This window comes from Paenibacillus physcomitrellae (assembly GCF_002240225.1).
Classification (GTDB): Bacteria; Bacillota; Bacilli; order Paenibacillales; family Paenibacillaceae; genus Fontibacillus; species Fontibacillus physcomitrellae.
On record NZ_CP022584.1, the window covers coordinates 2,933,284 to 2,960,000 of the forward strand.

The following is a 26,717-nucleotide window of genomic DNA, read 5'->3' on the forward strand; positions in this document are numbered from 1 at the left end:
ATGGAGAAGGTGAAAATGTTTCTGAACCTTGTCTCTTCCGAAAGGCTCAAAATGTCCCGCTCCCTGCTGTGGCTGCTGGTCCTGGCCAGCCCTGCACTGGCCGTCCTTATCGGCCTGCTGATCAACGAGGAGTTCGGGAATTGGCCGCTCCTGCTCGGCGGCATGTCCATGTTCCATTCCATGCTCTTCCTGCCCGTGCTGACCGGATTGTTCTCTTCGTTCATCTGCCGGTATGAGCATACCCAAGGCGGCTGGAAGGCGCTGCTCTCCCTGCCCGTCTCCCGCAGCGCGGTGTATCTGGCGAAGTTCCTGATCGTGGTTCTGCTGCTGGCCCTTACGCAGCTGCTGCTGCTCGCCGGTATTCTGATCGTCGGCAAAGTCCGGCACCTGTCCGGGAGCGGGGATATTCCCTGGAACATGCTGCTGCAGAGCATGCTGGGCGGCTGGATCGCCTGCTTCCCGCTGGCCGCGCTGCAGATGTTCTTCTCCCTGCGCTGGTCCAGCTTTGCCGCTCCGCTCGTCATCAACGTCATCTTTACGGTGCCGAACCTGCTGATCGTCAACTCTGCCACTTACGGCCCTTATTATCCTTGGGCCCAGCCTTTTCTGGCCATGATCCCCAAAGGGATGCAGGGCTATACATTCGGAGCCTTCGGTCTGCCGTTCGAGAATTTGATGATCACGATACTGGGCAGCTTTATTCTATTCTTAGTCTGCGGGCTGATCTATTTCAACCGGAAAGAGATTTAACTCCGGTCTACCCACCCACCGGCCTGCCTTTGCCACTTTACTTGTATAGAAAAAAAGCTCCGGCCCTCCTCAGAGGTTCCGGCGCTTTCCCGGCAATGCCTTTAGGGCATTGCTTTTTTATTTTCACATACATCTCACATATCTCAATTGTCCAGCGTAACGCTCCAGTCGTGGATCATTTCGCCTTCGAGATATTTCTCGCAGTCCATGGCCGCCATGCAGCCCGAACCTGCCGCGGTAATCGCTTGGCGGTAGCGGGTATCCTGTACGTCTCCGCAAGCGAACACCCCTGGGACGTTGGTCTGCGTAGTACCCGGTTTCACGACAATATAGCCGTTAGCATCTGTCTTCACTTGTCCGCCCAGAAAAGCGGTGTTCGGCGTATGTCCGATCGCAATAAACACGCCATCCGCTTCGACCAGCTCTTCCTGATTGGTCGCGTTGTTGCGGACCATCAAACCCTTAACCGCGCCGCTCTCATCCGTCGCTACAGAGAGAGGCAGGCGGTTCAGCGCCCACTTCACTTTCTCGTTGCTCCGCACGCGGTCCTGCATAATCTTCGACGCCCGCAGCTCCTCGCGGCGGTGCACCAGCGTCACATCCGAAGCAAAGCGGGTCAGGAAGCCGGCCTCCTCCATCGCGGAGTCGCCGCCGCCGACGACGGCAATCTTTTTCCCGCGGAAAAAGAATCCATCGCAGGTAGCACAGGTGCTCACGCCGCGTCCGACGTTCTCCTGTTCACCCGGAATACCGAGATAGCGGGCCGAAGCGCCGGTCGAAATGATGACGGTTTCGGCCTGGTAGGTTTGACCGCCGTCCACCTTTAACGTAAAAGGACGTTTGGAGAAATCGACCTCCTCCACCCAGCCGCTGGTGAACTCTGCTCCGAAACGTTCCGCCTGCTTGCGCATATTGTCCATCAGATCGGGACCGAGAATCCCTTCCGGAAAACCCGGGAAGTTCTCGACCTCCGTAGTTGTCGTTAATTGCCCGCCGGGCTGCACGCCTTCAATGACGAGCGGCTTCAAGTTGGCACGGGCCAGATAGATGGCCGCAGTTAATCCGGATGGTCCTGTTCCGATGATAATCGATTTATACATCTTAATTACCTCCTCGGCATTTCAATTGAAAGGCTGCCGCTTTCTTCTTTAGAAAACGTGTACCTTCTATTTATTAACCCGAAGGGAACATTGCATTCATTTTTTCCTTGATTCCGCACACTTCATCAAGCCTTTTCGTACAGCGGCTGGCCGTCGATACGGATACGCCGTACCGCTTCGCCACCTCTTCAAACGTCACATGACGGCGATGCAGCTTGGCGGTTACATATTCCAAAGCCGCGGCCCAGCCGCCCAGATGGGAAACGGAAGGCACATCCGGGTAAGACCGGGTGATAAATTCCACCCACAGCGTTTCCACGTCATGCAGCTGCATCAGATTGTACCGTTTGCCCATACGCCGTTTGGCTTCATCCAGCACTGACTGCCATTCCGGCTTCCAGACCGGCAGTCTGGCCGAGACAAAACCGGGATCCACCGTCTCCGTTTTGCCTTCCAGCACAATCGGCAGCGGCTCATTCACGCCCAGGCTGCGAAGCGCAAACAGCGCGATGTCCTTGAGGTATTTCTCCTCCTCCGGCTCCATCAGGAAAGCGCGGAGCGCTTCCTGAACTTCACTGTCGGCAATCTGGCTGAAAGCCTCGATCACCTGAAGTTTCGTATGGGCATCGCCGTGGCGCAGTCCCCAGAAGAACGACGAGCGGATCAGCGGATCTTGCTTCATCTGATCCGGGATGCCTTCTTCCCATTTCTGCCACTTCCTCAGCTGCTCTTCAAACGGCAGCCCGTATTGATAACTGATCTGGGAAGGTCTTGCAGCAGTAGCCGGGGAGGGCTGACCATCTCTATCTTCAACGCGGTCGTATTCCTCCAGCCGGGCCAAATAAAATCCCGGCACCTCCGATTCAGGATCCAGCTTGGCGGCCTGCTTCCACAGCGCCTTTGCTTCTTGGTAACGACCGATATTGAAAGCGCCTACCGCCGCATAATGAAACAGGCAGGGGTCGAAATTGACCTCCTCGTCCTTGAGCAGCCGTTTGAAATGCCCGTAAGCCGCTTCATGATGGCCCAGAATTCCCATAGTAGTCGCCAGCTTGAATACATGCTCCTGGTGAAAGGGAATAATACGCGAAAGCTGCTCCGACAGCCGCTCCAGCGTCTCTGGGTCTCCATCATGCTGAATGAAGACCGCCAGGTTGCACAAGCCGTGCAGGTTGCCGGGGTCCCGGCTCAGCACATCTTCAATCGCGGCCATTGCTTCGTTGAACATCCCCATATAGTAATAGCCTAGCGCAAGGTTGTTCCGTGCGGCCAGGAAATCGGGCTGCTCCTCAAGGAGCTTCTCCAGCAGCTTGACGGCTGCTTTGAATTCGCCGCGTTCGAGCATACTGCGAGCCTGGTCATGCTCTGCCGTTCCCTGAAGCGAACGAATCGGGCCCACCTTTGTCGGCCTGTTCAGCTCATACTTCAGCAGCTCCATCATTTCCTCGGCTTCGGCTAGAAACTGGCCGTCCGGATCCTTTTCCAAATAAGTCACGAGCGCGTCCTCGGCTTCTTCGAATCGTTCCATATTGGCATAATTATTCGCCATGTAGAAATAGCATTCCGTCATCGTTTCGTCTACTTCGGTTAAAACGCGGGAAAGCACCTCGTTCGAACCCTCATAGTCGCCTGTCTCTGACAAAATGCCAGCCATATTGCAATGATTGACCGGGTTTTCCGGTTCATATTCCACAGCTTTGCGAAAATATTTCAATGCCTTGTCGTACCGCAAGCGTTCCAACGCTGAAACTGCTCTCTCGAAGAAAAAGTTAGCGTCCATTCGAACCGGCACAATTTTACCCGATGTTCTGGGCTTCTTGCCGCCGATCCTGCTTTCTTCCGTCAATCAAGGCACCTCCTTAAAATTGCTTTCATTCTTCCTCCCAGTATACCACAAGGCCCCTGCAACCTCCTACCGGGAACTATGCCCTTCACCGCTTGCCGCACAAGGGCTGAGAGAAACCTTATATATCCTTTAAGCCGCTGCAAAGATGAAGAAACCCCTATAGGCAAAATGAGAAGAGACAAAATTAGAAATGGGAAAAGACAAATAGACGAAAAACGAAAGACGATAGATGGTAGACAAAAGACAAAAGACCAAAAAAACAAAAAGGATAAGACAAAAAAAGAAAAAGGCAAGAAGAGTAAAAGCTCTTCTTGCCTTTCCCAGACTTAACAGGAACGTTGCCAAAATACGCTTTTTCAGAAAAATCTGCTGAATGGAATAGGAATACCACATCCCGTCCAGATTAAACGCCGCGGTTCCGGAACATTGTCGCGATGGACCCGCCCTCCATGATGTAGCGGATCGCCCGGGAGAACAGCGGGGCTACGCTGAGCACATGCAGTCGTGAGGAGGCGAACTCATAAGGCTCATAAGGCGCAATTTCGATCGAGTCCGTAATCACGACCTCGCTGATGTTCGGATGGTCGAGCCGCTCCAGCCCCTTATCCGAGAACAAGCCATGCGTGGCGCACACGATGGCGTCCCCAGCTCCCCGCTCCTTCAGCCCTTCCACCACGTGCAGGATCGTGGAGCCGGTATCGATCAGATCTTCGATGATGATCGGGGTCCGGCCCTCCACATCACCAATGACATGGGTAATGATGGACTGATTATGAGCAGGCCGTTTCTTGATCATAATCGCAAAAGGCGAGTCCATGCCGCTGGCCAGCTTCTCGGCCATGGACGCTCGTCCCGCGTCGGGGGAGACGATGACCGGGTTCTGGATATTTTTCGAAAGCAGATATTCGGTCATCAGATCAAGCGCCGTTAAGTGATCGACAGGGATATTAAAGAATCCCTGAATGGCGGGTGCATGCAGATCAAGCGTGACCACCCGGCTCGCGCCTGCGGTCGTCAGGACGTCGGCAACCATTTTTGCGGAGATCGGCTCGCGGGGCGCGGATTTCCGCTCCTGCCGGGCATAGCCGTAATAAGGCAGCACAATCGTAATCGTATGGGCTGAAGCCCGTTTGGCCGCATCAATCATGACAAGCAGCTCTACAAACAGCTCATTGATCGGATGCGACAACGACTGCACCAGAAACACATCACAGTTCCGGATACTTTCCTCATAGTGGACGTATATTTCCCCGCTTTTAAAACGTGAGATTTCGATCTTTCCGGGTTCTACGCCGAGCTGTTTGCATATCGTGGTAGTAAGCGCTTTATTCGACGATCCTGAGAAAATGCGCATTTTGGACTGCTGCATAGCGCCCTTCCAGCTCCTTCATCCTAGATTCATAACCGTAACTCTTATAGCTTAATTATATAAGGTTATCTCTCTATTTCCAAAGGGATCATTCGCCTTGTTCTTCCCTCGAACACCGCCAGCTCACGAAATCCGATTTCATGCAGCAGGGCACGCGCCTGATCCAGATGTTCGGACAGTTTCTGCGGATCGTGAGCATCGGAACCAAGCGTCAGCGGAATGCCCAGACGACAAGCCTCCTCCAGCATCCGGCGGCTCGGGAACATTTCCTCGCACGCTTTGGACAAACCCGATGCGTTGAGCTCCATGACCATATCGGCTTGTTTGACAGCACGCAGCGCACGGTTTTCCAGCTCCTCGACCTCCTGCTGGCGGGAGAGATCTGGTTTATAGGCAAATCTCTTGATCACATCCAGATGTCCGGCAATATCATAGAAACCGGTACCCGCCGCTTTGACAACCGCCTCGTAATACTGCTCATAGACGGCAAAAATATCTTTGCCCTCCCAGTTATGGGTCTGGCGGAAATCGGAAATGTCCCAGGTGCCGAGAAAATGCACGGAACCGATCACGTAATCCCAGGAATAAGCCTGCAGGATCGCCTGAATCTCTTGTTCCCAGCCTTCGATGTAGTCGGCTTCAAGCCCAACCCGGACCTCGATTTGTCCTTTGTATTTCTCCTTCAGCCGGAAGCACTCCTCGACATAAGCCGGAAGCTCGGCCATCGGCATAGCCATTTCCGGATAATATTCCTCGGGCTTCACATGAAGCAGCGGCATATGATCGGACAGGCCGATATGGGAGAGGCCGATTTCTATGCCTCTTGTTACGTAGTCCTCCAGACGGCCTACCGCATGGCCACAGCGTTCATGATGCGTATGGTAATCGATCAGCATCCCGTTCACTCTCCTTGCTCCAATATGTTAAAGGGCGTCCATGAAGACGCCCTCCGGTTTAACTCTAATCCTATTAGTCTCTGCGTGGTCTTTCGTGACGCAGCGCCAGCTCGCCCAGTACATCGTCCAGCGGAAGCCGGCGTTCTCTCAGCAGCACCAGCAGGTGATAGATCAGATCGCTGACCTCCATGCGAAGCTCGTCATTGTCCCAGTTCTTCGCAGCGATGATCGATTCGGCCGTTTCCTCACCGACCTTTTTGAGGATTTTATCCAGGCCTTTCTCGAACAGGTAAGTCGTGTAGGTGCCTTCCGGACGTTCGATATCCCGCTGGGCGATCACGCGCTCAAGCTCATTCAGCACCGCAAAGCGGGCCAACTCGCCTGCTGGTACGCCTGAGGAGGCGGCGTTTTCGTCAGCCACTGGCGCCAGCGGCGCTGTGGAAGCGGAATTCAGGCTGGCGCCACTGCCACTGCTACTACCGCTGTCACTGCTCGCGTTGCTTCCGTTGCTGCTGTTCTGAAAATCAGCCGTACGGTCCAACGCCACCTCGAAGAAGCAGCTTTCTGCCCCCGTATGGCAGGCCGGGCCTTTCCGGTTCACCAGCACGAGAACAGCATCTCCGTCGCAGTCGTATTTCAGCTGCACCACCTGCTGGGTGTTGCCCGACGTGGCTCCTTTGTGCCAAAGCTCCTGCCGGGAACGGCTCCAGAACCAGGTTTCGCCCGTTTCCAGCGTTTTGCCCAATGACTCGCGGTTCATATAAGCCAGGGTCAGCACCTCAAGCGTGGAGGCATCCTGCACGATGGCCGCTACCAGGCCTTGACCGTCCCATTTAATCTTTTGTTCCAGCTGCTCAAGCGTACTCATCGTATTTCTACCCCTTTGCTCTTCAAGTCCTGTTTCAATTCCGGAATGCCCAGTTCTTTATAGTGAAAAATCGTTGCCGCAAGCGCCGCATCCGCACGGCCTTCGGCAAACACGTCATAGAAATGCTCCTGCCGGCCAGCGCCGCCGGATGCAATGATCGGGATACTGAGCAGATCGGAGGCCGCCCGGGTCAGCGGCAGATCAAAGCCGTCCTTCGTGCCGTCCGCGTCCATGCTGGTCAGCAGAATCTCGCCGGCCCCGCGCTCCTGCGCTTCCTTCAGCCAGTCTAGCGCCTTGATGCCGGCGGCTTTCCGGCCGCCGTGCGTGTACACCTCCCAGGTTCCCCATTCCTCGTTGTATTTGGCGTCCACCGCTACCACGATGCACTGGGAACCAAACCTTTGGGCTCCGTCCGAGATCAGCTGCGGATTCAGCACCGCCGCCGTGTTGATGCCGATCTTATCGGCACCCGCCCGCAAAATCCGCTTCATATCGTCCACCTGCGAAATACCCCCGCCCACCGTAAACGGGATGGAAATTTCCCCGGCAGTCCGTCTGACTACATCCACCATGGTAGCCCGGCCTTCCGCCGACGCGGAGATGTCCAGAAAAACCAGCTCATCCGCCCCCTCGTGGTCATACAAAGCCGCAAGCTCCACCGGGTCTCCGGCATCACGCAGATTGACGAAATTTACGCCTTTGACCACACGGCCGTCTTTGACGTCCAGGCAAGGCACAATCCGTTTTGCCAGCATGCCGCTCTCCCCTTTCTTTTGATCTTCTCTGTATTTGAAAAATCGGTACGCCATGCTTCCCCTGAGATTTACTTACCCTGCAGAATTGTCCTGATCCGGACTATTGGGCTGCCTTAACCGCCTCAATCGCCTTCTCCAGCTCAATGCTGCCGGTGTAAAGCGCCTTGCCCACAATGGCGCCACCGACGCCCTGGTCGGCGTAAGCCGCCAGCCGCTCCAGATCCTGTTGCGAGGTTACGCCGCCCGAAGCAATTACCGTTTTGCCGGTCGCCCGGGCCAGTGCCACGATGGCTTCCGTATTTGGCCCCTGCATCATGCCATCGCGGGAGATATCCGTGAAAATAAACGTCTCTGCGCCTTTCGCCGCCAGCTCCTTGGCCAGCTCCTCCGCCTTTACTTCCGTCGTTTCCAGCCAGCCGCGCGTGGCCACCAAACCATTACGCGCATCCAGGCCGATCGCAACTTTGCTGCCGTATTTGGACAGGACTTCTTCCGTAAATGCCCGGTCCTCAATCGCAGCCGTTCCCAGAATTACCCGACTGACGCCGAGTCCGAACAGCAGCTCCACGTCCGCGAGCGTCCGCAGGCCTCCGCCGACCTGAACAGGAACCTTTACCCCGCGGGCAATTTCGCCGATAATTTCATGGTTCACCGGATGACCGGCTTTGGCACCGTCCAGATCGACCAGGTGTATAAAAGATCCGCCCTGCTGCTCCCAGACGCGCGCAGCCTCCACCGGGCTGTCATGATAGACCGTCTCCTGCCCATAATCCCCCTGAACCAGCCTGACGCATTTTCCGCCCCGGATGTCAATCGCCGGGTATATCGTAAATGAAGACATTCTCCTCGTCCTTTCTATGAAGAAGCTTATTTCTATATAAAACTTGATTAAAGGCGCAGAACTCCTCTTCCAAGCAGCAAGCTGGCAGCGACCAAGCAGCTATCCAGCAGCGGTCCATTGGCGATCCATTGGTGTGCGCCGCCGGACGGCTTATTGGTTCCCCGCCGCCAGACGCAGGAAATTGTCCAGCAGCTGCATGCCCAGTTGCCCGCTCTTCTCGGGATGGAACTGCATCCCGAACACGTTGCCGTGACCGACGATTGCGGTCACGGGGCGCCCGTAATCGGTGACCGCGATCAGGTCACCGGGCCGCTCCGCCAGCGCGTGATAGGAGTGCACGAAGTACACGTGCCCTTCCGCGAGGCCGCGGAGCAGCGGGCTTTCCGGCTGCCGGAACTCCAGCCGGTTCCAGCCCATGTGCGGCACCTTCAGCGTGCCGCCTTCAAACCGCACCACCCGGCCGGGCAGCAGCCCGAGGCCGGCGTGCGTGCCGTGCTCTTCTCCTTCGTTGAAGAGCAGCTGCATGCCGAGGCAAATGCCGAGCAGCGGTGTCCCGCTCTCTGCAGCCTGCCTCGTCACAGCGTCCAGTCCGCTCGATCGCAAATGCTCCATCGCGTCCCCGAAAGCGCCGACGCCCGGCAGCAGCACGCCGTCCGCGCCCAGAATCACCTCAGGGTCGGCGGTTACCACGCCTTCGCCGCCCAGGCGCTCGATCGCCTTGCTAACGCTGTGCAGGTTGCCGAGGCCGTAATCGACGATTGCAATGGCCATGCTTACAGCACCCCTTTCGTCGATGGAACCCCCGTTACGCGCGGATCGATCGAAGTCGCTTCATCCAAAGCGCGGCCCAAAGCCTTAAACACCGCTTCGATCATATGGTGCGTATTCTGACCATAATGTACGATCACATGAAGCGTGATCCGGGCTTCCAGCGCCAGCTTCCACAGAAACTCATGCACCAGCTCCGTATCAAACGTGCCTACCCGTGCAGAAGGATAAGAAGCGCGGTATTCAAAATGCGGACGATTGCTGACGTCAATCACGACCTGTGCCAGCGCTTCATCCATCGGCACAAACACGCTTGCGTAACGTTTGATGCCTTTTTTATCGCCCAAGGCTTCACGCAGGGTTTGTCCCAGGCAGATGCCGATATCTTCGACCGTGTGGTGGTCGTCGATGTCCACGTCGCCTTTGGCTTTAACGGTCAAATCGAACTGGCCGTGTTTCGTGAACAAGTCCAGCATATGGTTCAGGAACGGCACGTCCGTTTCAATCGCCGCCTGCCCTGTTCCATCCACGCCAAACTTCAGCTGAATATCCGTTTCATTCGTTTTGCGGCTGACACCAGCTGTTCTTGTGTTGTCCTTTGCTTCGCCAGCTCCGTTTGCTCCATACATCTCCATCAGCATGACTCGTTTCCCTCTCCTTCTGCTTTCACCCGGATTTCGATCGCCCGGGCATGCCCTTCCAGCCCTTCCTTCCGGGCCAGCTCCATAATGTCGTCCGCCGCGCTGAGCAGCGCTTCCTTACTATAATAAATCAAGCTCGATTTCTTGATAAAATCGTCCACGTCCACCGGCGACGAGAACCGCGCCGTTCCGTTCGTCGGAATGATATGGTTGGGTCCTGCAAAATAATCCCCAACCGGCTCCGAGCTGTACGGACCGAGGAAAATAGCGCCCGCATTCTCGATTAGCCCGAGGTAGTTCATCGGATTCTCAACCAGCAGCTCAAAATGCTCAGGCGCAAGCCGGTTAATGGTCCGGATCCCTTCTTCAAGGGAATCGACCAGCAGGATCGCGCCATAGTCGCGAATCGATGCGCCGGCAATGTCCCTGCGCGGCAGCTCCGCCAGCTGGCGCTCCACCTCGGCCGCGCAGCGCTCCGCGAATTCGCGCGAAGGCGTCACCAGAATCGCCGAAGCCATCTCGTCGTGCTCCGCCTGCGACAGCAGATCCGCGGCCACGTAAGCCGGATTGGCATGCTCATCAGCCAGCACGGCGATTTCGCTTGGCCCGGCGATGCTGTCGATATCGACCACGCCGTAAACCTCGCGTTTGGCCAGCGCGACGTAAATGTTGCCCGGTCCGCAGATTTTATCGACCGGAGCGATCGTCTCCGTGCCATAAGCCAAAGCGGCAATCGCCTGGGCGCCGCCGACCCGGTAAATTTCGTGTACACCGGCTTCGGCCGCAGCCACTAGAATGTAAGGGTCAACGCCTTCCTTGCCGCCGGTTGCCGGAGGAGTGACCATAACGATCTCCGGTACGCCAGCCACCTGCGCAGGGATAACGTTCATCAGCACGGAAGACGGATAAGCGGCTTTGCCGCCCGGGACATAAACGCCGACCCGCTTCAGCGGCCGGATAATCTGGCCAAGCAGGCTGCCGTCCGGCTGAAGATCCATCCAGGAATTCCGTTTCTGTCTCTGATGGAAGGCGCGGATGTTCTCCGCCGACGCCTTGATCGACTTGACGAAGGAGGGCTCCACCTGAGCATACGCAGCCTTCAGCTCGGCTTGCGTAACCCGGAGCTGGCCGGCTTCCAGCCGGGTCCGGTCATGCTGTTCCGTGAAGCGAAGCAGCGCGGCATCGCCTTCCTTTTTAACCTGCTGCACGATTTCCTTCACCGCTTCATTCTGCTGCGGCGACCCGTATTCAACCTCCCGCTGAAGCTTGAACTCAGCGCTGGATAAGATTTTCATATGTTCTCCCCCTTATACGCTCCCAAAGCTGGAACTAACTCCCCTGTTTACCTGCCCTGATTGCCTATCTTGATTCCTTGGTCTCCTGCTTGCTTGAAGCTTGTGGCTCTTTAAGACTTCTGCAGCCCGGCTGGCGACCCGATCACCTGATACAGCGCATCGCAGAGCGTTTGAATTTCTTTATTTTTCAACCGATAGCTGACCCTGTTAGCCACTAAACGGCTTGTAATCTCAAAAATTTGGCTTTGCTCCACCAGCCCGTTCTCCCGCAGTGTCTGCCCGGTTTCGACCATGTCGACAATCCGGTCGGCCAGACCGATCAGCGGAGCCAGCTCGATCGAACCGTTCAGCTTGATCACCTCAACCTGCTGTCCCTGCTCACGGAAATATTGGGAGGCTACGTTCGGATATTTCGTTGCTACCCGCTGCTGAATGCCCGGCTGCCAGCCCGGCAGGCCGATCACCGACATGCGGCAGCGCGCGATACCAAGATCGAGCAGCTCATATACATCGCGGCCTTCTTCCATCAGCACATCTTTGCCAACGATGCCGATATCCACTGCGCCATACTCTACATAAGTCGGCACATCTACCGGCTTGGCAAGAATAAATTCCATGTTTGCTTCCGGAATCGGAATAACCAGCTTCCTGCCTTCCTCGCCTTCCGGCGGTACCGGCAAGCCCGCTGCGCGAAGCAGCTCCGCAGCTTTGTTATAGATCCGTCCTTTTGGCATCGCTACTCTTAACCGTTCAGACACATCGAGTTCCTCCATTCAACAACTTGCTGTTATATATCATCGGTTCAACCATTTCTATTTCCTCAAGACCATCATACGGCTCTCAGCATACAACCTCTGATCATACGGCCTATTAGGCCGCCGCCACGTTGTTTAACCTCGTTCACTCACCAGAGAAGCAAAGGTATGGACTGTCTGGTAGCGATTCGCATCCGGACTGGTCCAGGCACCTGCCGCTTCCCTACGGTCTGTCTCCCGGAGACCAGACCCTCCCTCTAGCAGCCGGGTAACAACCGACTTGCCTTCGCTGCGAAGGCGCCGGGCTTCTGCAAGTCCCTCTTTGCGGTGCTCGCAGTCGTATTGGATCAGAATCGGCAGTTCCCCATGCTCCTGATCCAGACCGCCAACGAGGTCAAGAATCCGGTTTGTTTTGAGCGAGAAGCCGGTGGCCGGCACTGAACGTCCAAAACCGTTGAGCAAATTATCATAACGGCCGCCGCTGCAGACCGGGAATCCCAGATCCGCCGCATAGCCCTCGAAAGTCATTCCCGTATAATAAGTGAAATCCCCGATCATCGTCAGATCGATCAGGACATGCTCGGAGACGCCATAGGCATCAAGCACTTCCCAGATTTTGCACAGATGGTTCAGCGACCGTTTGGCCAGTTCATGCCCGCTTAGCTCCAGAGCCTGCTGACAGATCTCCATCCCGCCGCGCAGGCGCAGCAGCCCGCTCATGCCTTCTTTCTGTGCCGGAGTCAGCTGCATCTTGCGGACAGCTTCTCGGAATCCAACATGATCCCGGCCGAGCAGGTAGCCTTTCAATTCTTCCTGATCTTCCTTCCGGCCCGGGAGGACCTCTTCGAGCAGACCGTTCAGGAAACCGACATGGCCCATCGCGATCTTAAACGATTTGACTCCAGCCGCCTGCAGTGAGGCAATCGCCAGAGCCAGAACCTCGGCATCGGCATCCGGCGAGTCTTCCCCGACAAGCTCGACGCCGGTTTGGTAGAACTCTGCATCGCGTCCCGCCTCCTCCGAAATGGCCCGGAACACGTTCGCGTGATAGGACAAACGAAGCGGCAGCGGCTCATCTTTGAGCAGCGAAGATACCACCCGCGCCACCGGCGCCGTCATTTCTGAACGCAGGACCAGCGCCTGTCCGCGGTTATTCAGCAGCTTATACAGCTTCTGGTCGGAAGTTGAGCTGGCCACCCCAACCGTATCGTAATATTCCAGCGTAGGAGTCATAATTTGCTGGTACCCCCAGCGGTTCATGCAGTCCAGCACCTGGCGTTCAATTCTGCGCAGCCTGGAAACGGCCAAAGGCAAATAATCGCGCACACCGGCCGGTTTCTCAAAATTTTTCGGCTTGCTCATCCTTCCGTCACCTCATCCTTGTTATGCTAATCGGTAAAATCTCTATTTCAATTCAATAGGGCTCCTGCCCCGCGTTTTTCGTAGTTAGACTTGTTCTTTCTGCCATTCAATTATTCGTCCACATAATCTTTACTATGGTAAAGTGTTAACAAAGTAAAGGATACTGTATATCCTATCATGTCAGGTATTAACCGTCAATTCCCCGGAAGGGGTTTTGTTCACTCCAGATGGACAGGCTGTCATATCGATCACTGATGGTCCACTCTTTTCCTCGGGGCGCCCCAGAGCCCATTTGAGGTCCACCAGAAGTCGATTAGAAGCCCCTAGAAGCCCCTGCCTAGTACAAATAGTCAATCCGTTTCGCAAAATGGCTCAAACCGCCGCCGACTTCCCTTGCTGCTCCGCAAGCTCAAGCCGGGTCTTCCGCGCTCCCCCGCCAGGCCGGCTTCCAAGCAGGAAAGGTGCTCCAGGGATCCATCGGAATGTAAAGGCCGCAACTCCCCAAGCCAGGAACAGACTGACCGGAACCCCCGCCCAAACCCAGATCAGATAGGGCATCGATACCGGATCCAGCGTATAACGAAATCTCCTGTAGATCAGCAGGAAGATCGGGTGCAGCAAATAGATCGCAAACGAAAGGGCGCCAAGCCTGGCCAGAAACGAAAGTATGGCCGAGGACGCCTTGCGGTAAACCCAGAACGAAGCCTGCAGCAGGACAAAAGCCGATAGAAACGTATGTATATTCCAGAGTCCCTCATACCACAAGGAATTGACCCATTTTCCGTAAGCACGGCCATTATGATAAAGCTGAACATGAATGAGGGCGGCGGTAAGACAACCGATCCATAAAGCGGCGGTAAGTCCTTTTTGACGCGCGGTTTGCTGCCGAAAGGCACGGGTGAGCCATTCTTTGATGTAATCAAAGTAATACGCTAGAAATGCCCCCAGCAGATAGTAAGACATATAGGTCGGCGCATAGCTGGCTTTGTTCATTAACTGCAGGTCATATTTATTCCACAGGGCGAATCCCCACTGGATCAGGAAGCCGGCCGGGAGCGCCCAGGCGATCAGACGCGGGAATTTTTGAAACAGCAGCAGGAACAAAGGAAACATCAGATAGAACTGTAAGTTGATAAACACGAAATAAAGATGGGTGTACGCTGTCCCGGAAGCCAGATCCTGGACAAGCCAAACAAGGTGAGAGCTAAAATGGACATTCGGATTAAAAAAGCTCTGCGCCCCGCTGTACATATGCACCACAACGTAATAGCAAATCGAAGCTGCCGCATAAGGGACGATGATATACAGGAGTCTTTTCTTGTAGAAGCGGGCGATCAGCTCTTTACCGGCAGGTCTGCCCAAATAGTTGTAGAACAAAACAAAACTGCTTAGAAAGATAAAGCATGGGGTTCCGAATTTAAAGAAGATATTGACCAGGTTAAACCAGTAATAGTAGGGAGAGTTGGCGGCTTGTCCGCCTGCAGCATAAGAGGTGGCATGAACATGAATCACACCGAGGATGGCAAAAGCACGAAAGAGATCGAGCTCGGGAAGCCTTTCTTTTTTCGCTGGGTCCTTCACAAGCATCTACTCCAATCTTTGGGATGGGTTCAATACAAGCGGCAGCTTTGCGGGCGAATTTAGGTGGTTTGAGGCTTTTTGATTAACAAAATGAAGAAAATAGCTTCGTTTATGTAACTATTTTACATGATTTAAAACGATTTGCCTTCCCTTCCAGTCTTATTTATAGAATTAGATTTTCAGATTCACAGGTTTGAAGGATTGCTAAAGAGAGGGGGACATACAAAACGTGCAGGACAACGAGTGGGCTGCCGCCGCGTGTTCAGGGGACGAAGAGGCCTTTAACCGGCTAATGACTCTGTACAGGCGCAGATTATACGGAATTGCCTACAGCTATGTAGGGAACGAAAATGATGCTTTAGAGGTGCTGCAGGAAGCCGTCTGCCGGGCCTGGGTCAACTGTGGAAAGCTTAAAAATCCCGCCCTGTTCCTCCCGTGGCTTATCCGGATTACCATCAACTGCTGCATGGATGAATTGAAGCGGCGCAAGAACCAGGCGCCCGTTCATTTCATCCATGCCGAAGCGGCCGCTGCCGCGGAAATGATGGACGTCCGAAAAGTGGACCTGCTTCAGGCCTTAAGCGGCATGAAGCCTAAATACCGGCATGCCCTGATGCTCAGATACTATCAGGACATGACCGTGCCGGAAGTCGCGGATGTGCTGGACAAACCGGAAGGGACGATCAAGACCTGGCTTCACCAGGGGCTGAAACAGCTCCGCCGCCAATTAACCAACGGAGGTGAACGTTATGACCGATAATCGAGAGCAGCATGTTATAGCCAGACACTATGAGGAAATGCGGGCTAACGAACAGCAGATCGAGGAATACAAGCTGGACCGGGCCGTCCGCCTGGGTCTGGAGCAAGCCCGCCGCACGCGCTCCAGACGCGGTATTTCAGCTTGTCGTACGCGGATCGGTTACGGCGCACTGGCCGCCGTCCTGCTGACCAGCCTCGCCGCTCTGCTCATCCTCGCCCCCAACCAAAACCCGGGTGGGAACGCTGCCCAGAAAGGCGTATCAGGCCCCGCCGCTTCTTTAAACCCTGCCGCACAGCCGCCGGATTATGCGATGAAGCAGATTGACTCGCATAAGGATTGGAAGAAAGCGCTGGAGCATGGCCTGTATCAGCCGATCAATCAAACGCAGGAGAAGAACGGGTACAGGGTTACGGTGGATGGGGTTTTGGCGGACAGCAAGGTTGTTATTGTCTTTTATACGGCAGAGAACTTAGAAGGCAACGCCCCCATTAAGCTGATAAGGTCTACCCAACTTAACTTTGGCTCAGAAACTGGATCTGTTGGATACGACAATCCTTATTTTGAGTCCGACCCCAAAAAAGCATCCGTTACCTTCGGTAGATTTGAATTTTTTAATGCAGATTCCACAACGGATCTAACTCCAGGTACTCTCGCTTTCAGCGGTTATTGGGGAAACGAGGCTTTGCCAGAGGAAGATCAGGCGCTTATGGAATTCTCATTTTCAATTAACCCTGAATTAGATAAGGCTGCCGTTGAAAAAACAATTCCCATCAACCAATCTGTGAAGGTGGCAGGGGACACTATTACGATTAAAGATGCACTTATGGGCCCGCTCCATACCTGGATTGTTGTTGATTTCTCCAAATCGCTTCAACCCATAGAAGATCTGTATCAACCAAAATTGACGATTGGCACCGGGAATAATTTAGTGCATCTATACGCCTTCCTCAATCTCCCTTATTTAAAAATGAGGAACGAGCCGAATAAGATCGTCCTGCCCTTTGAAGGCGGGATTTACGAGAAGGACACCTCTACAATCACTTTGATGGCAAATGGAATTGAAAGGTCTACTTTACTAAGTCAGCAGATTACTGTTAATACGGACACGGGACAAATCATTCATGCCCCTGATGACCGCTTAAAATTCGAGGGTATCACAAAGCAGGACGGGCAGCTTCTCTTGAGTCTTTCCTTGAAACCCTCCGCCAATGGCGGCGAGAACTATATGAAACAGAGCTTCGATTTAAATAGCACCTTCACGGATACAAAAGGTAACGAATTCACCTTCAAAACGCCGTCCAAAACCTCGATTTCAGCGGATGGGACCGCCAACCAAGTAACGGTCGGACTGGAAGATCGCAAGTATAACCAGCCTTTAACTTTTACAGTACCGTTTTATCAAGGAGCAATTATTGAAAGCCCCATTACCGTTACAGGTAAAGAAGAGACGGCAAAATAAAAAACAGGAGCACCACAAGGTTTTGAACCTTGCTGTGCTCCTGTTTTCATTTTAGTCTGCCGCACGACTTCACGGCGTCAGCTTTTCCCTGCCTTGATCACCTGCAGCGGATTCCCGCCCACAAACGCCCCGGGCGCTACGTCCGTATGTACGACCGACCCCGCAGCCACTACAGCCCCGTCGCCGATCGTCACCCCGGCCAGGATGGTTGAGTTGGCGCCTATCATCACTTCGCTGCCTATTCGTACCTCGCCGAGCCGGTATTCCTTGATCAGGTACTCATGCGCCAGAATAGTCGTGTTATAGCCGATAACGCTGTTGTCACCGATGGTGATTTTCTCGGGGAAAAACACATCCACCATCACCATCAGCCCAAACGCCGTCTGCTTGCCGACCCGCATGCCCAGCACATGCCGGTAAATCCAGTTCTTCAGCGGAAGAATCGGACAATACCGGGCAAATTGAATGAATATGAAATTTCGAATGCCTTTCCATGGACTGACGGTCCGGTAGAGCTGCCACAACGCATTGGGCCCTTCTACCGGATGACGCTCCAGCTTCCTCACTAGGCCTCGGACTCCATTCCCACAAGTTGATATAGATCCCGCATATCGTCCAGCATGTAATGCGGTCCGTATTCCAGCAGTTTTTCTTTGCCTTTCAGCGACCAGGCTACTCCGGCAGCCTTAACGCCGGCTGCCAGCGCCGACTGAATGTCGGCCGGGCTGTCGCCAACCATCAGCGTAGTCGCCGGATTGGCTCCCAGCCGCTCCACAGCCGTAAGCACAGGCTGCGGGTCCGGTTTCGGAAACTCCACGTCTTCGAGCGTGACGATCGTGGACAGGTATTTTTTCATCCCGAACATCTCCAGCACACGGTCCGTGGAAGCCTTGACCTTGGTTGTTACCACACCGAGCGTATAGCCCTGCTCATGCAGCTTGGCCATCACCTCGTCCACATGGGGGAATTCCTGAATCAGCGCATCATGGTGGATCGCCTGGTAAGCCCGGTAATCTTTGACCAGCAGCTCTACATCTGTCATTCCTGTAAAAGCCTCAAGCTGCTGCTCCAGTGTTTGCCCCATGAAAGGAATGATTTTCTCGCGGCCGTAGCCCGGCTGGCCCTGCTTCTCCATCACATGCTGGAAGCATTTGATGATTAATTCGTTGGTATTCACAATAGTTCCATCTAGATCGAACAGTATAGTTTCTATTTTACTCATATCCTACTCCTATTCTAATCCTCTTTACGCTCTGTCTCTGTCGTCCCCTCAACCTCAGAGGATGATGCTTCACTACCGGCTGCAGCCGGTGCAGCAGAGACTGGAGCTGTTTCTGTGCGCGGAGCGGAAGCTTCTGCGACAAAAGCATCCTGCTTCGTCTGTTTCGTTGAAACAATCGGATCCGAATAACGTGCAGGCTGCGGCTTCATATTCCGTCTCCAAACGATGAGCACCACCGCAATTACGACAAACAGAATCGCCAGCAGCTGCGAGATCCGGACATTCCCGTACATCGGATCAAGAGCGCCGTGCTCAAATCCAAACCATTCCATTGGCTTCCACAAGCCGTTAACAAAGGCCGCCAAAGCATCGGAGCCTTGGAACGCCAGGCTGTCCGTACGAAGTCCTTCGATAAAGAAACGACCGATCGAATACCAAATGAAATAGCTGAAGAACATTTCCCCTGCCCGCATAAACTTCTGTCTGCGAAGCACAAGCAGAATAATCAGACCTACCAAATTCCAAAGCGACTCATACAAGAAGGTCGGATGATGATATACACCATTTACATTCATTTGATTCACAATAAAGGCCGGAAGATGCAGATGATCCCGTAAAAAAGTTTCCGTTGTCGGCCCGCCATAGGCCTCCTGATTCACAAAGTTCCCCCAGCGGCCAATCATTTGGCCGACGATCAGGGAAGGCGCACAAATGTCGACGATTCTCCAGAAATTGTAGCCTTTATAACGGACGTAGAAAATAGCGCAAATAATCGCGCCGATCAAAGCTCCGTAAATCGCAATACCGCCGTTCCAGATTTTGAAGATATCCCAGAAGTTATTTTTGTAGTCATCCCACATAAACGCCACAAAATAAATCCGCGCCGCAATAATAGCTGAAGGAACGCCGAACAGCAGCAAGTCCATAAAGAAATCCTGCGGAATGCCAAAACGCCGGCCTTCGTAAATGGCCATAAGGAGCCCAAGCAGGGCTCCGAAGCCGATAATCAGACCATACCAGTGTACTTCCAATGAGCCGATCGAGAAAGCGATCGGGTTAAGCAGCAAAGTCTTCACTTGTTCACACTCCTAATCCAAATCATCGATATCTTCCGCAATGGTTTCCGTCAGTTTAGCCGTAAATTGAAGCGCAGCGTTGTAGCCCATCCGCTTCAGGCGGTAGTTCATCGCCGCCACTTCGATAATAACAGCCAAGTTCCGGCCCGGACGAACCGGAATCGTGACGAGCGGAACATCCGTATCAATAATCCGCGTCGTTTCCTCATCCAGCCCAAGACGGTCGTACTGCTTCTCCTGCTGCCAAGCCTCCAGACGGACAACCAGCGTAATCCGCTTATTGTTGCGAATTGCGCCTGCGCCAAACAAGGTCATGACATTGATAATGCCTACCCCGCGAATTTCCAGCAGGTGGCGGATCAGCTCCGGAGCGGTACCGTGAAGCTGGTTATCCGACGTCTGACGGATTTCAACCGCATCATCGGCAATCAGCCGGTGTCCGCGTTTGACGAGCTCAAGCGCGGTTTCACTTTTCCCGATACCGCTGCTGCCAGTGATCAGCATACCTACGCCGTACACGTCCACCAGAACGCCGTGAATCGTCGCTGTCGGGGCAAGCTTTCTCTCCAGGAAGCCGGTAATACGGCTGGACAGAATCGTTGTGGCCATCGTGCTTCGCAGCACAGGCAGCTGCTTTTCAGTACTCGCTTGGATAAGCTCCTCTGGCACCTCAAGACCACGCGTCACGATAATGCATGGGGTCTCTTCGCCTTGGCATAAACGTTCGATCCGCTCTTTGCGCTCGTCCGCTGGTAGCATACCTATGAAGTGAAGCTCGGTTCTACCCAAAATTTGCACCCGCTCAAGCGGATGATATTCGAAATAACCCGCTAATTCCAGACCGGGGCGATACAAGTCATCCACGGTAATGGTCCGTTTCAGGCCTTGCTCTCCGGAAATAACCTCAAGCCCAAACTGGTTGACTAGCTCCGATACTTTTACCTTTTTAGCCATGACTGCTCTCCTTTATCCCCCAACTACTCGGGCGTACTTCTACACATTCCTTCTCCCATCCTAATGGAAAATGAAGTCTAAATCAATTACATGCTGTAACGCTTCCAATTTTCATTCCAACCCTATAATGTTAAAAAACCGCCCCGAAGGGCGGCTTTTCTTATCGTTCAGCTGAACTTGAACTCAAGACAACTTATTATTAGCTGAAGAAAATGTTCAATTCAGTGTCTTTATCGAAGATATGAACTTTGTTCATGTCGATTGCGAGTTTCACATTTTCACCTTCACGAGTAGTGGAACGTCCGTCCACGCGTGCAATGATCGTGTCATTGCCAGCGCCGCTCAGGTAAAGCAGCATTTCGTGACCCAGGTTCTCAGTAACGTCTACACGGCCTGTGAATACAGTGTTTGGAGAAGCTTCCATGAATACAGGCTCTTCATGAATGTCCTCAGGACGAACGCCCAGGATCACTTCTTTACCAATATAGCCGCCTTGTTTCAGGATGCCGGCTTTACCTTGAGGAACTTCCAGCTTCAGGCCTGGAGCCGTGAAGGTAGTAGTGCCTCCTTGCTCAGTCAAAGTACCGCTAACAAAGTTCATTGTAGGGGAACCGATGAAACCTGCAACGAAAATGTTCGTTGGCTGGTTGTAAAGCTCTTCAGGTGAAGCCGCCTGCTGGATGATACCGTCTTTCATAACGACGATGCGATCGCCCATTGTCATGGCTTCGATCTGGTCATGCGTTACATAGATACAAGTAGTTTCCAAACGTTTAACCAGTTTAGTGATCTCGGCGCGCATTTGACCACGAAGTTTAGCATCCAAGTTGGACAAAGGTTCGTCCATCAGGAACACTTGCGGGTTACGCACGATCGCGCGGCCCAAGGCCACACGTTGACGTTGACCACCGGAGAGAGCTTTTGGTTTGCGATCCAGCAAATGCTCGATATCGAGGATTTTTGCAGCTTCGCGTACACGTTGGTCGATTTCTTCTTTTTTCGTTTTGCGAAGTTTCAGACCAAATGCCATGTTTTGATATACGTTCATGTGAGGGTACAAGGCGTAGGATTGGAATACCATCGCGATGTCACGGTCTTTAGGAGCTACGTCGTTCACGACACGGTCACCGATATACAATTTACCTTCACTGATTTCTTCCAAACCAGCGATCATACGCAGGGTTGTGGATTTACCGCAACCGGAAGGACCAACCAGTACCAAAAACTCCTTATCGGCAATATCAAGATTGACGTCTTTAACCGTTGCTTTGTCGGAACCTGCATATTTCTTATAAATGTGCTCTAAACGTACACCAGCCATCGTCATTTCCCCCTAAAAATTAATTTGAAGTATGATAAAATAAATTTTGAAATCGTATACATTTCACACTTTTATATTAACCGATTCAGCACCTGCCTGCCATACACAAACTGCACAAAAAACCTATTTTCTTTTCGTGACTTTATACAATAATAGCGTAAGCTTCACCAAAACGGCGTCCTTAAAGCTCCGAACGTCCAATCCAGTCTCCTGTTTGATCTTGTCCATCCGGTATAAAAGTGTGTTTCGGTGAATATAAAGCCGCTTAGCCGTCTCACTTACATTACAATCCAATTGGAAAAAAGTTTCGAGCGTCGACAGCGTCTCCGGATCGTTAAAGATCCCCATCGCAATGTCCGTACGGGCCATAAACTGCTTGCGTTGCTTATCTGGAATGCTGTAAACCAGACGTTCCAGATGAAAAGTCCATGGCAGATGGATCTGCTCAGATACATGAAATATTTTTCCCAGAATCAAGGTCTCGCGGAGCAGTTCGGTGACTTCCACCAGACTCTGTTCAGGTATAACCGGCTGGGCCACGGAGATATGAAAGTTGCCGACCCACTCATTGGCAATCAGCTCATAAACCCCCTGCCCAAGATCGTCCAACATCGCACGTTCCGCCTCACGGCTTTCTTCGCTGACTTGACGCAGGTCCTCAAGCTGGCTTTCACCAACCAGAATCAGCCACTCCTGTTCTTCGACCGGAATGAGAAGCAAATCCGAACCAAAATAACTTTTCAGCAGCTTGTTCAGCTTCTGATACTGCATATGTGGTTTCGTCCGGCTCTCACTGCTTAACAGAAACGGAACACTGGATTCGGATAACCGCTTTTTCAAAACAAACCGCTCCGGAATCATTTGCTGAGGAATTTCTTCTTTTAACTGGGCGCGAAGCCAGGCACCAAGTTCCAGTACAGCCGCTTCCTCATTATCTTTATCACCCTGTGACGGGCGGATCTGATTAGCTGCCGTCTGCAGAAGCAATTCAATCAGCTGACTTTCCGAGTCCTGAAGACTCACCGGCTCAATCTCCCATACGTTTACATACTCTTCACTGAAAGCCCACGGCCAGCAGCGCACTCCATCTATCACCAGAGGAACCCCAATCTGCCGGCTTTCATTTCCTCCAAGCTCCAACCATTTGTGCAAGGGGATTGAGTTTTCGATTAGAGGAGCGTCGATGATCTGTTCAATTCTGTGTCTTAAATCAATCATGTTCATATCGGAATCTCTCCCAGCCTGAATCATTAATCTAAGTTGCGTTTAGTCTTCGACTTAAATACTAGAGCTAGCTTAAACCTTAAACCTTAAACCTTAAACCTTAAACCTTAAACCTTAAACCTTAAACCTTAAATCGATTGTATCACATGGATATGCCAGCTTCCTATTTCGGTCATGCTTTTAATACAAAACCATAGGAACGAACCGAACTGAAGCTTCATTAAAGAGTTCCAAGATAGAGTACGTCTGCTATTCTGTTCCATACACCAGCCACTTACCGGCATTATCGGAAAATAACAAAAGACCGTTAACATATAGTTAACGGTCTTTTGTACAGCGGATGAGCCATGAAGGACTCGAACCTTCGACACCCTGATTAAAAGTCAGGTGCTCTACCAACTGAGCTAATGGCTCTTAAAACTGGTGGAGGCTGATGGATTCGAACCACCGAACCCGTAAGGGAGCAGATTTACAGTCTGATGCGTTTGGCCACTTCGCTAAGCCTCCACAATAAATGGTGCCGTCGAGAGGACTTGAACCCCCAACCTACTGATTACAAGTCAGTTGCTCTACCAGTTGAGCTACAACGGCATATTCAGTTTTAGAAATGGTGGCTCGGGACGGAATCGAACCGCCGACACGAGGATTTTCAGTCCTCTGCTCTACCGACTGAGCTACCGAGCCACGGATTTGGTCAAAAAAATAAAGTGGTGGAGTTTGTATCCTTCCCACTTCACTGTGGAACTATACAATTCATAATAATGGCGGAACCGACGGGATTCGAACCCGCGGTCTCCTGCGTGACAGGCAGGCATGTTAGGCCTCTACACCACGGTTCCGCAATATTATTTCTGGTGCCGGCGAGAGGACTTGAACCCCCAACCTACTGATTACAAGTCAGTTGCTCTACCAGTTGAGCTACACCGGCGTATATGGTGGAGGCTGAGGGGATCGAACCCCCGACCCTCTGCTTGTAAGGCAGATGCTCTCCCAGCTGAGCTAAGCCTCCATATACAAATATTAAAATTGGTAGCGGCGGAGGGGATCGAACCCCCGACCTCACGGGTATGAACCGTACGCTCTAGCCAGCTGAGCTACACCGCCATATTAATGAACCATCTGAATGCTTGTACAATGGCGGAGAGAGAGGGATTCGAACCCTCGCACCACTTACGCAGTCTAACCCCTTAGCAGAGGGTCCCCTTATAGCCACTTGGGTATCTCTCCAAAAGTCAGCATTCAAGATTGATCCTTGAAAACTGGATACGAAACAATCAATTGCGATTAGATCTATTTGGATAAGCCCTCGACCGATTAGTACTGGTCAGCTCCATGCATTGCTGCACTTCCACCCCCAGCCTATCTACCTCGTCGTCTTCAAGGGGTCTTACTAAATTGGGAAATCTCATCGTGAGGGAGGCTTCACGCTTAGATGCTTTCAGCGCTTATCCCTTCCGCACTTAGCTACCCAGCTGTGCTCCTGGCGGAACAACTGGTGCACCAGCGGTGCGTCCATCCCGGTCCTCTCGTACTAAGGACAGCTCCTCTCAAATTTCCTACGCCCACGACAGATAGGGACCGAACTGTCTCACGACGTTCTGAACCCAGCTCGCGTACCGCTTTAATGGGCGAACAGCCCAACCCTTGGGACCTACTGCAGCCCCAGGATGCGATGAGCCGACATCGAGGTGCCAAACCTCCCCGTCGATGTGGACTCTTGGCGGAGATAAGCCTGTTATCCCCAGGGTAGCTTTTATCCGTTGAGCGATGGCCCTTCCATGCGGTACCACCGGATCACTAAGCCCGACTTTCGTCCCTGCTCGACTTGTCAGTCTCGCAGTCAAGCTCCCTTTTGCCTTTGCACTCTTCGAATGATTTCCAACCATTCTGAGGGAACCTTGGGGCGCCTCCGTTACTCTTTAGGAGGCGACCGCCCCAGTCAAACTGCCCACCTGACACTGTCCCCATGCCCGATCAGGGCACCAGGTTAGAACTCCGATACGATCAGGGTGGTATCCCAACGGCGCCTCCAAGGAAGCTGGCGCTCCCTCTTCCTAGGCTCCCACCTATCCTGTACAAATCGTATCAAAGTCCAATATCAAGCTGCAGTAAAGCTCCAGGGGGTCTTTCCGTCTTGTCGCGGGTAACCTGCATCTTCACAGGTATTACAATTTCATCGGATCGGCCGTTGAGACAGCGCCCAAGTCGTTACGCCATTCGTGCGGGTCAGAATTTACCTGACAAGGAATTTCGCTACCTTAGGACCGTTATAGTTACGGCCGCCGTTTACTGGGGCTTCAGTTCATAGCTTCGGGTTACCCCTAACCACTCCCCTTAACCTTCCAGCACCGGGCAGGCGTCAGCCCGTATACTTCGCCTTACGGCTTCGCACCGACCTGTGTTTTTTCTAAACAGTCGCTTGGGCCTTTTCACTGCGGCCCCCTCGGGCTATTCACCCTACCGAGGCACCCCTTCTCCCGAAGTTACGGGGTCATTTTGCCGAGTTCCTTAACGAGAGTTCTTCCGCGCGCCTTAGAATTCTCTTCTCGCCTACCTGTGTCGGTTTACGGTACGGGCACCTTCACCTGGCTAGAGGCTTTTCTTGGCAGTGTGAGATCATGACCTTCGCTACTGCAATTTTCGCTCCCCATCACAGCCCAAGGTTATGTAGCACGGATTTGCCTATGCTACCCTCTCACTGCTTGGACGGACATCCATCAGTCCGCGTCACTACCCTGCTGCGTCACCCCATCGCTCATAACGGTTTACGGTGGTACAGGAATTTCCACCTGCTGCCCTTCGACTACCCCTGTCGACATCGCCTTAGGTCCCGACTTACCCGGAGCGGACGAACCTTCCTCAGGAACCCTTAGGCTTTCGGCGGATCAGATTCTCACTGATCTTTTCGTTACTCATACCGGCATTCTCACTTGTGTACTCTCCAGCGCTCCTTACGGTACACCTTCAACGCATACACAACGCTCCCCTACCCCTGATGCAAGCATCAAGCCATAGCTTCGGTGGTGTGTTTAGCCCCGTTACATTTTCGGCGCAGAGTCACTCGACCAGTGAGCTATTACGCACTCTTTAAATGGTGGCTGCTTCTAAGCCAACATCCTGGTTGTCTGGGCAACTCCACATCCTTTCCCACTTAACACACGCTTGGGGACCTTAGCTGATGGTCTGGGCTGTTTCCCTTTTGACACTGGATCTTAGCACTCACTGTCTGACTCCCGGTTAATCAGTCTATGGCATTCGGAGTTTGACTGAGCTTGGTAACCCTTGCGGGCCCCGCACCCAATCAGTGCTCTACCTCCACGACTGTACCACCGAGGCTAGCCCTAAAGCTATTTCGGGGAGAACCAGCTATCTCCGAGTTCGATTGGAATGTCTCCGCTACCCCCACCTCATCCCCGAACTTTTCAACGTTCGTGGGTTCGGGCCTCCAGTGCGTGTTACCGCACCTTCACCCTGGACAGGGGTAGATCACACGGTTTCGGGTCTACGCCCACGTACTTATTCGCCCTATTCAGACTCGCTTTCGCTGCGGCTACGGCTTCTCACCTTAACCTTGCACGGGAACGTAACTCGCCGGTTCATTCTACAAAAGGCACGCCATCACCCGGGATGAAACGCAGTTTCATCATAGGGCTCTGAGTTCTTGTAAGCACACGGTTTCAGGATCTCTTTCACTCCCCTGCCGGGGTGCTTTTCACCGTTCCCTCACGGTACTGCTTCACTATCGGTCCCTAGGGAGTATTTAGCCTTACCTGATGGTCCTGGCAGATTCATACGGGGTTTCACGTGCCCCGCCCTACTCGGGATCCGTCTCGGAGGGAATAGACTTTCGGTTACAGGGCTTTTACCTCTTTTA

General features: G+C 53.1%; 23 protein-coding genes, 9 tRNA genes and 1 rRNA gene (1 of these 33 running past the window's edge). 4 read left to right on the forward strand and 29 right to left on the reverse strand.

Going from position 1 to position 26,717, the window contains the following annotated elements:
* Complete coding sequence (locus CBE73_RS13285; RefSeq protein WP_229752846.1) at window positions 1-750, forward strand: ABC transporter permease; 750 nt, start codon at window positions 1-3, stop codon at window positions 748-750.
* A 143-nt stretch (window positions 751-893) separates the two neighbouring features.
* Here the strand turns inward: CBE73_RS13285 and trxB are convergent, their stop codons facing one another.
* Window positions 894-1,850, reverse strand: a complete 957-nt coding sequence (gene trxB, locus CBE73_RS13290) for a thioredoxin-disulfide reductase (protein WP_094094616.1) — start codon at window positions 1,848-1,850, stop codon at window positions 894-896.
* A 73-nt stretch (window positions 1,851-1,923) separates the two neighbouring features.
* On the reverse strand, window positions 1,924-3,630 hold the full coding sequence (locus CBE73_RS13295; protein WP_094096308.1) for a tetratricopeptide repeat protein: 1,707 nt from the start codon (window positions 3,628-3,630) through the stop codon (window positions 1,924-1,926).
* A gap of 234 nt (window positions 3,631-3,864) precedes the next feature.
* On the opposite strand from CBE73_RS13295, the gene CBE73_RS22165 reads away from it, so the two are divergent.
* On the forward strand, window positions 3,865-4,026 hold the full coding sequence (locus tag CBE73_RS22165) for a hypothetical protein (protein ID WP_174704727.1): 162 nt from the start codon (window positions 3,865-3,867) through the stop codon (window positions 4,024-4,026).
* 73 nt (window positions 4,027-4,099) lie between these two features.
* Here CBE73_RS22165 and CBE73_RS13300 read toward each other — a convergent pair whose 3' ends face one another.
* The 11 genes from CBE73_RS13300 to CBE73_RS13350 all read right to left on the reverse strand — a co-directional run bounded on the left by CBE73_RS13300 (window position 4,100) and on the right by CBE73_RS13350 (window position 14,827).
* Complete coding sequence (locus CBE73_RS13300) at window positions 4,100-5,065, reverse strand: ribose-phosphate diphosphokinase (RefSeq protein WP_094094617.1); 966 nt, start codon at window positions 5,063-5,065, stop codon at window positions 4,100-4,102.
* Between the two features lie 65 nt (window positions 5,066-5,130).
* Complete coding sequence (gene hisJ, locus CBE73_RS13305) at window positions 5,131-5,961, reverse strand: histidinol-phosphatase HisJ (protein WP_094094618.1); 831 nt, start codon at window positions 5,959-5,961, stop codon at window positions 5,131-5,133.
* 73 nt (window positions 5,962-6,034) lie between these two features.
* Window positions 6,035-6,829, reverse strand: a complete 795-nt coding sequence (gene hisI / locus CBE73_RS13310) for a phosphoribosyl-AMP cyclohydrolase (protein ID WP_094094619.1) — start codon at window positions 6,827-6,829, stop codon at window positions 6,035-6,037.
* The gene (gene hisF / locus CBE73_RS13315) at window positions 6,826-7,584 is read right to left on the reverse strand and encodes an imidazole glycerol phosphate synthase subunit HisF (protein WP_094096309.1); all 759 of its coding nucleotides are present in this window, start codon (window positions 7,582-7,584) and stop codon (window positions 6,826-6,828) included. Before hisF ends, hisI begins: the two co-directional genes overlap by 4 nt.
* Before the next feature lie 100 nt (window positions 7,585-7,684).
* Window positions 7,685-8,425: a 1-(5-phosphoribosyl)-5-[(5-phosphoribosylamino)methylideneamino]imidazole-4-carboxamide isomerase gene (gene hisA, locus CBE73_RS13320; RefSeq protein WP_094094620.1), complete on the reverse strand. Its 741-nt coding sequence runs from the start codon at window positions 8,423-8,425 to the stop codon at window positions 7,685-7,687.
* 150 nt (window positions 8,426-8,575) lie between these two features.
* Entirely contained in the window at window positions 8,576-9,196 is a 621-nt protein-coding gene (gene hisH / locus CBE73_RS13325; protein ID WP_094094621.1) for an imidazole glycerol phosphate synthase subunit HisH, read from the reverse strand.
* A gap of 2 nt (window positions 9,197-9,198) precedes the next feature.
* Window positions 9,199-9,828, reverse strand: a complete 630-nt coding sequence (gene hisB, locus CBE73_RS13330) for an imidazoleglycerol-phosphate dehydratase HisB (RefSeq protein ID WP_280523007.1) — start codon at window positions 9,826-9,828, stop codon at window positions 9,199-9,201.
* Window positions 9,828-11,129 (reverse strand): histidinol dehydrogenase, encoded by a 1,302-nt coding sequence (hisD, locus tag CBE73_RS13335; RefSeq protein WP_094094622.1) that lies wholly within the window; start codon window positions 11,127-11,129, stop codon window positions 9,828-9,830. The genes hisB and hisD overlap by 1 nt, the downstream gene beginning before the upstream one ends.
* A gap of 110 nt (window positions 11,130-11,239) precedes the next feature.
* Window positions 11,240-11,887: an ATP phosphoribosyltransferase gene (gene hisG, locus CBE73_RS13340; RefSeq protein WP_094094623.1), complete on the reverse strand. Its 648-nt coding sequence runs from the start codon at window positions 11,885-11,887 to the stop codon at window positions 11,240-11,242.
* Between the two features lie 132 nt (window positions 11,888-12,019).
* On the reverse strand, window positions 12,020-13,246 hold the full coding sequence (locus CBE73_RS13345) for an ATP phosphoribosyltransferase regulatory subunit (protein ID WP_094094624.1): 1,227 nt from the start codon (window positions 13,244-13,246) through the stop codon (window positions 12,020-12,022).
* A gap of 372 nt (window positions 13,247-13,618) precedes the next feature.
* Entirely contained in the window at window positions 13,619-14,827 is a 1,209-nt protein-coding gene (locus CBE73_RS13350) for an acyltransferase (protein ID WP_229752847.1), read from the reverse strand.
* A 229-nt stretch (window positions 14,828-15,056) separates the two neighbouring features.
* Here CBE73_RS13350 and CBE73_RS13355 point away from each other — a divergent pair, with 229 nt between their 5' ends.
* Both CBE73_RS13355 and CBE73_RS13360 read left to right on the forward strand, forming a co-directional pair.
* The gene (locus CBE73_RS13355) at window positions 15,057-15,587 is read left to right on the forward strand and encodes an RNA polymerase sigma factor (protein ID WP_094094626.1); all 531 of its coding nucleotides are present in this window, start codon (window positions 15,057-15,059) and stop codon (window positions 15,585-15,587) included.
* A gap of 37 nt (window positions 15,588-15,624) precedes the next feature.
* Window positions 15,625-17,046, forward strand: a complete 1,422-nt coding sequence (locus tag CBE73_RS13360) for a DUF4179 domain-containing protein (RefSeq protein WP_157739561.1) — start codon at window positions 15,625-15,627, stop codon at window positions 17,044-17,046.
* 77 nt (window positions 17,047-17,123) lie between these two features.
* Here CBE73_RS13360 and CBE73_RS13365 read toward each other — a convergent pair whose 3' ends face one another.
* From CBE73_RS13365 to CBE73_RS13440, 16 genes are all read right to left on the reverse strand, one after another.
* Entirely contained in the window at window positions 17,124-17,612 is a 489-nt protein-coding gene (locus CBE73_RS13365; protein ID WP_094094628.1) for an acyltransferase, read from the reverse strand.
* Window positions 17,612-18,268 (reverse strand): pyrophosphatase PpaX, encoded by a 657-nt coding sequence (ppaX, locus tag CBE73_RS13370; RefSeq protein WP_094094629.1) that lies wholly within the window; start codon window positions 18,266-18,268, stop codon window positions 17,612-17,614. The genes CBE73_RS13365 and ppaX overlap by 1 nt, the downstream gene beginning before the upstream one ends.
* 14 nt (window positions 18,269-18,282) lie before the next feature.
* A complete protein-coding gene (gene lgt, locus CBE73_RS13375; RefSeq protein ID WP_094094630.1) occupies window positions 18,283-19,344 on the reverse strand; it encodes a prolipoprotein diacylglyceryl transferase in 1,062 nt (353 codons plus the stop codon).
* A gap of 12 nt (window positions 19,345-19,356) precedes the next feature.
* On the reverse strand, window positions 19,357-20,298 hold the full coding sequence (gene hprK / locus CBE73_RS13380; RefSeq protein ID WP_094094631.1) for an HPr(Ser) kinase/phosphatase: 942 nt from the start codon (window positions 20,296-20,298) through the stop codon (window positions 19,357-19,359).
* A gap of 199 nt (window positions 20,299-20,497) precedes the next feature.
* On the reverse strand, window positions 20,498-21,619 hold the full coding sequence (locus CBE73_RS13385; protein ID WP_094094632.1) for an ABC transporter ATP-binding protein: 1,122 nt from the start codon (window positions 21,617-21,619) through the stop codon (window positions 20,498-20,500).
* Window positions 21,620-21,742: 123 nt separating this feature from the next.
* Window positions 21,743-22,843 (reverse strand): PucR family transcriptional regulator, encoded by a 1,101-nt coding sequence (locus CBE73_RS13390; protein ID WP_094094633.1) that lies wholly within the window; start codon window positions 22,841-22,843, stop codon window positions 21,743-21,745.
* Window positions 22,844-23,184: 341 nt separating this feature from the next.
* Window positions 23,185-23,257: transfer RNA gene (locus tag CBE73_RS13395), tRNA-Lys, on the reverse strand.
* Window positions 23,258-23,264: 7 nt separating this feature from the next.
* Window positions 23,265-23,350, reverse strand: a tRNA-Tyr gene (locus CBE73_RS13400).
* A gap of 8 nt (window positions 23,351-23,358) precedes the next feature.
* Window positions 23,359-23,434: transfer RNA gene (locus CBE73_RS13405), tRNA-Thr, on the reverse strand.
* 17 nt (window positions 23,435-23,451) lie between these two features.
* A tRNA-Phe gene (locus CBE73_RS13410) sits at window positions 23,452-23,527 on the reverse strand.
* A gap of 78 nt (window positions 23,528-23,605) precedes the next feature.
* Window positions 23,606-23,682, reverse strand: a tRNA-Asp gene (locus CBE73_RS13415).
* Between the two features lie 13 nt (window positions 23,683-23,695).
* Window positions 23,696-23,771, reverse strand: a tRNA-Thr gene (locus CBE73_RS13420).
* Between the two features lie 5 nt (window positions 23,772-23,776).
* Window positions 23,777-23,852, reverse strand: a tRNA-Val gene (locus tag CBE73_RS13425).
* Between the two features lie 18 nt (window positions 23,853-23,870).
* Window positions 23,871-23,947: transfer RNA gene (locus CBE73_RS13430), tRNA-Met, on the reverse strand.
* A gap of 31 nt (window positions 23,948-23,978) precedes the next feature.
* Window positions 23,979-24,070 (reverse strand) — tRNA-Ser (locus tag CBE73_RS13435).
* Window positions 24,071-24,137: 67 nt separating this feature from the next.
* A 23S ribosomal RNA gene (locus tag CBE73_RS13440) occupies window positions 24,138-26,717 on the reverse strand; it runs 364 nt beyond the window's last position.

Coding starts and splice junctions, on each gene's coding strand:
- hprK (WP_094094631.1), bottom strand. CDS start 20,298: ATGGCTAAAAAGGTAAAAGTATCGGAGCTAGTCAACCAGTTTGGGCTT.
- CBE73_RS13300 (WP_094094617.1), bottom strand. CDS start 5,065: ATGCAGCAGTCCAAAATGCGCATTTTCTCAGGATCGTCGAATAAAGCG.
- hisF (WP_094096309.1), bottom strand. CDS start 7,584: ATGCTGGCAAAACGGATTGTGCCTTGCCTGGACGTCAAAGACGGCCGT.
- CBE73_RS13385 (WP_094094632.1), bottom strand. CDS start 21,619: ATGGCTGGTGTACGTTTAGAGCACATTTATAAGAAATATGCAGGTTCC.
- hisA (WP_094094620.1), bottom strand. CDS start 8,425: ATGTCTTCATTTACGATATACCCGGCGATTGACATCCGGGGCGGAAAA.
- CBE73_RS13345 (WP_094094624.1), bottom strand. CDS start 13,246: ATGAGCAAGCCGAAAAATTTTGAGAAACCGGCCGGTGTGCGCGATTAT.
- CBE73_RS22165 (WP_174704727.1), top strand. CDS start 3,865: ATGAGAAGAGACAAAATTAGAAATGGGAAAAGACAAATAGACGAAAAA.
- hisH (WP_094094621.1), bottom strand. CDS start 9,196: ATGGCCATTGCAATCGTCGATTACGGCCTCGGCAACCTGCACAGCGTT.
- CBE73_RS13295 (WP_094096308.1), bottom strand. CDS start 3,630: ATGGACGCTAACTTTTTCTTCGAGAGAGCAGTTTCAGCGTTGGAACGC.
- CBE73_RS13285 (WP_229752846.1), top strand. CDS start 1: ATGGAGAAGGTGAAAATGTTTCTGAACCTTGTCTCTTCCGAAAGGCTC.
- CBE73_RS13390 (WP_094094633.1), bottom strand. CDS start 22,843: ATGAACATGATTGATTTAAGACACAGAATTGAACAGATCATCGACGCT.
- hisI (WP_094094619.1), bottom strand. CDS start 6,829: ATGAGTACGCTTGAGCAGCTGGAACAAAAGATTAAATGGGACGGTCAA.
- trxB (WP_094094616.1), bottom strand. CDS start 1,850: ATGTATAAATCGATTATCATCGGAACAGGACCATCCGGATTAACTGCG.
- hisJ (WP_094094618.1), bottom strand. CDS start 5,961: ATGCTGATCGATTACCATACGCATCATGAACGCTGTGGCCATGCGGTA.
- hisD (WP_094094622.1), bottom strand. CDS start 11,129: ATGAAAATCTTATCCAGCGCTGAGTTCAAGCTTCAGCGGGAGGTTGAA.
- ppaX (WP_094094629.1), bottom strand. CDS start 18,268: ATGAGTAAAATAGAAACTATACTGTTCGATCTAGATGGAACTATTGTG.
- hisB (WP_280523007.1), bottom strand. CDS start 9,828: ATGGAGATGTATGGAGCAAACGGAGCTGGCGAAGCAAAGGACAACACA.
- CBE73_RS13360 (WP_157739561.1), top strand. CDS start 15,625: ATGCGGGCTAACGAACAGCAGATCGAGGAATACAAGCTGGACCGGGCC.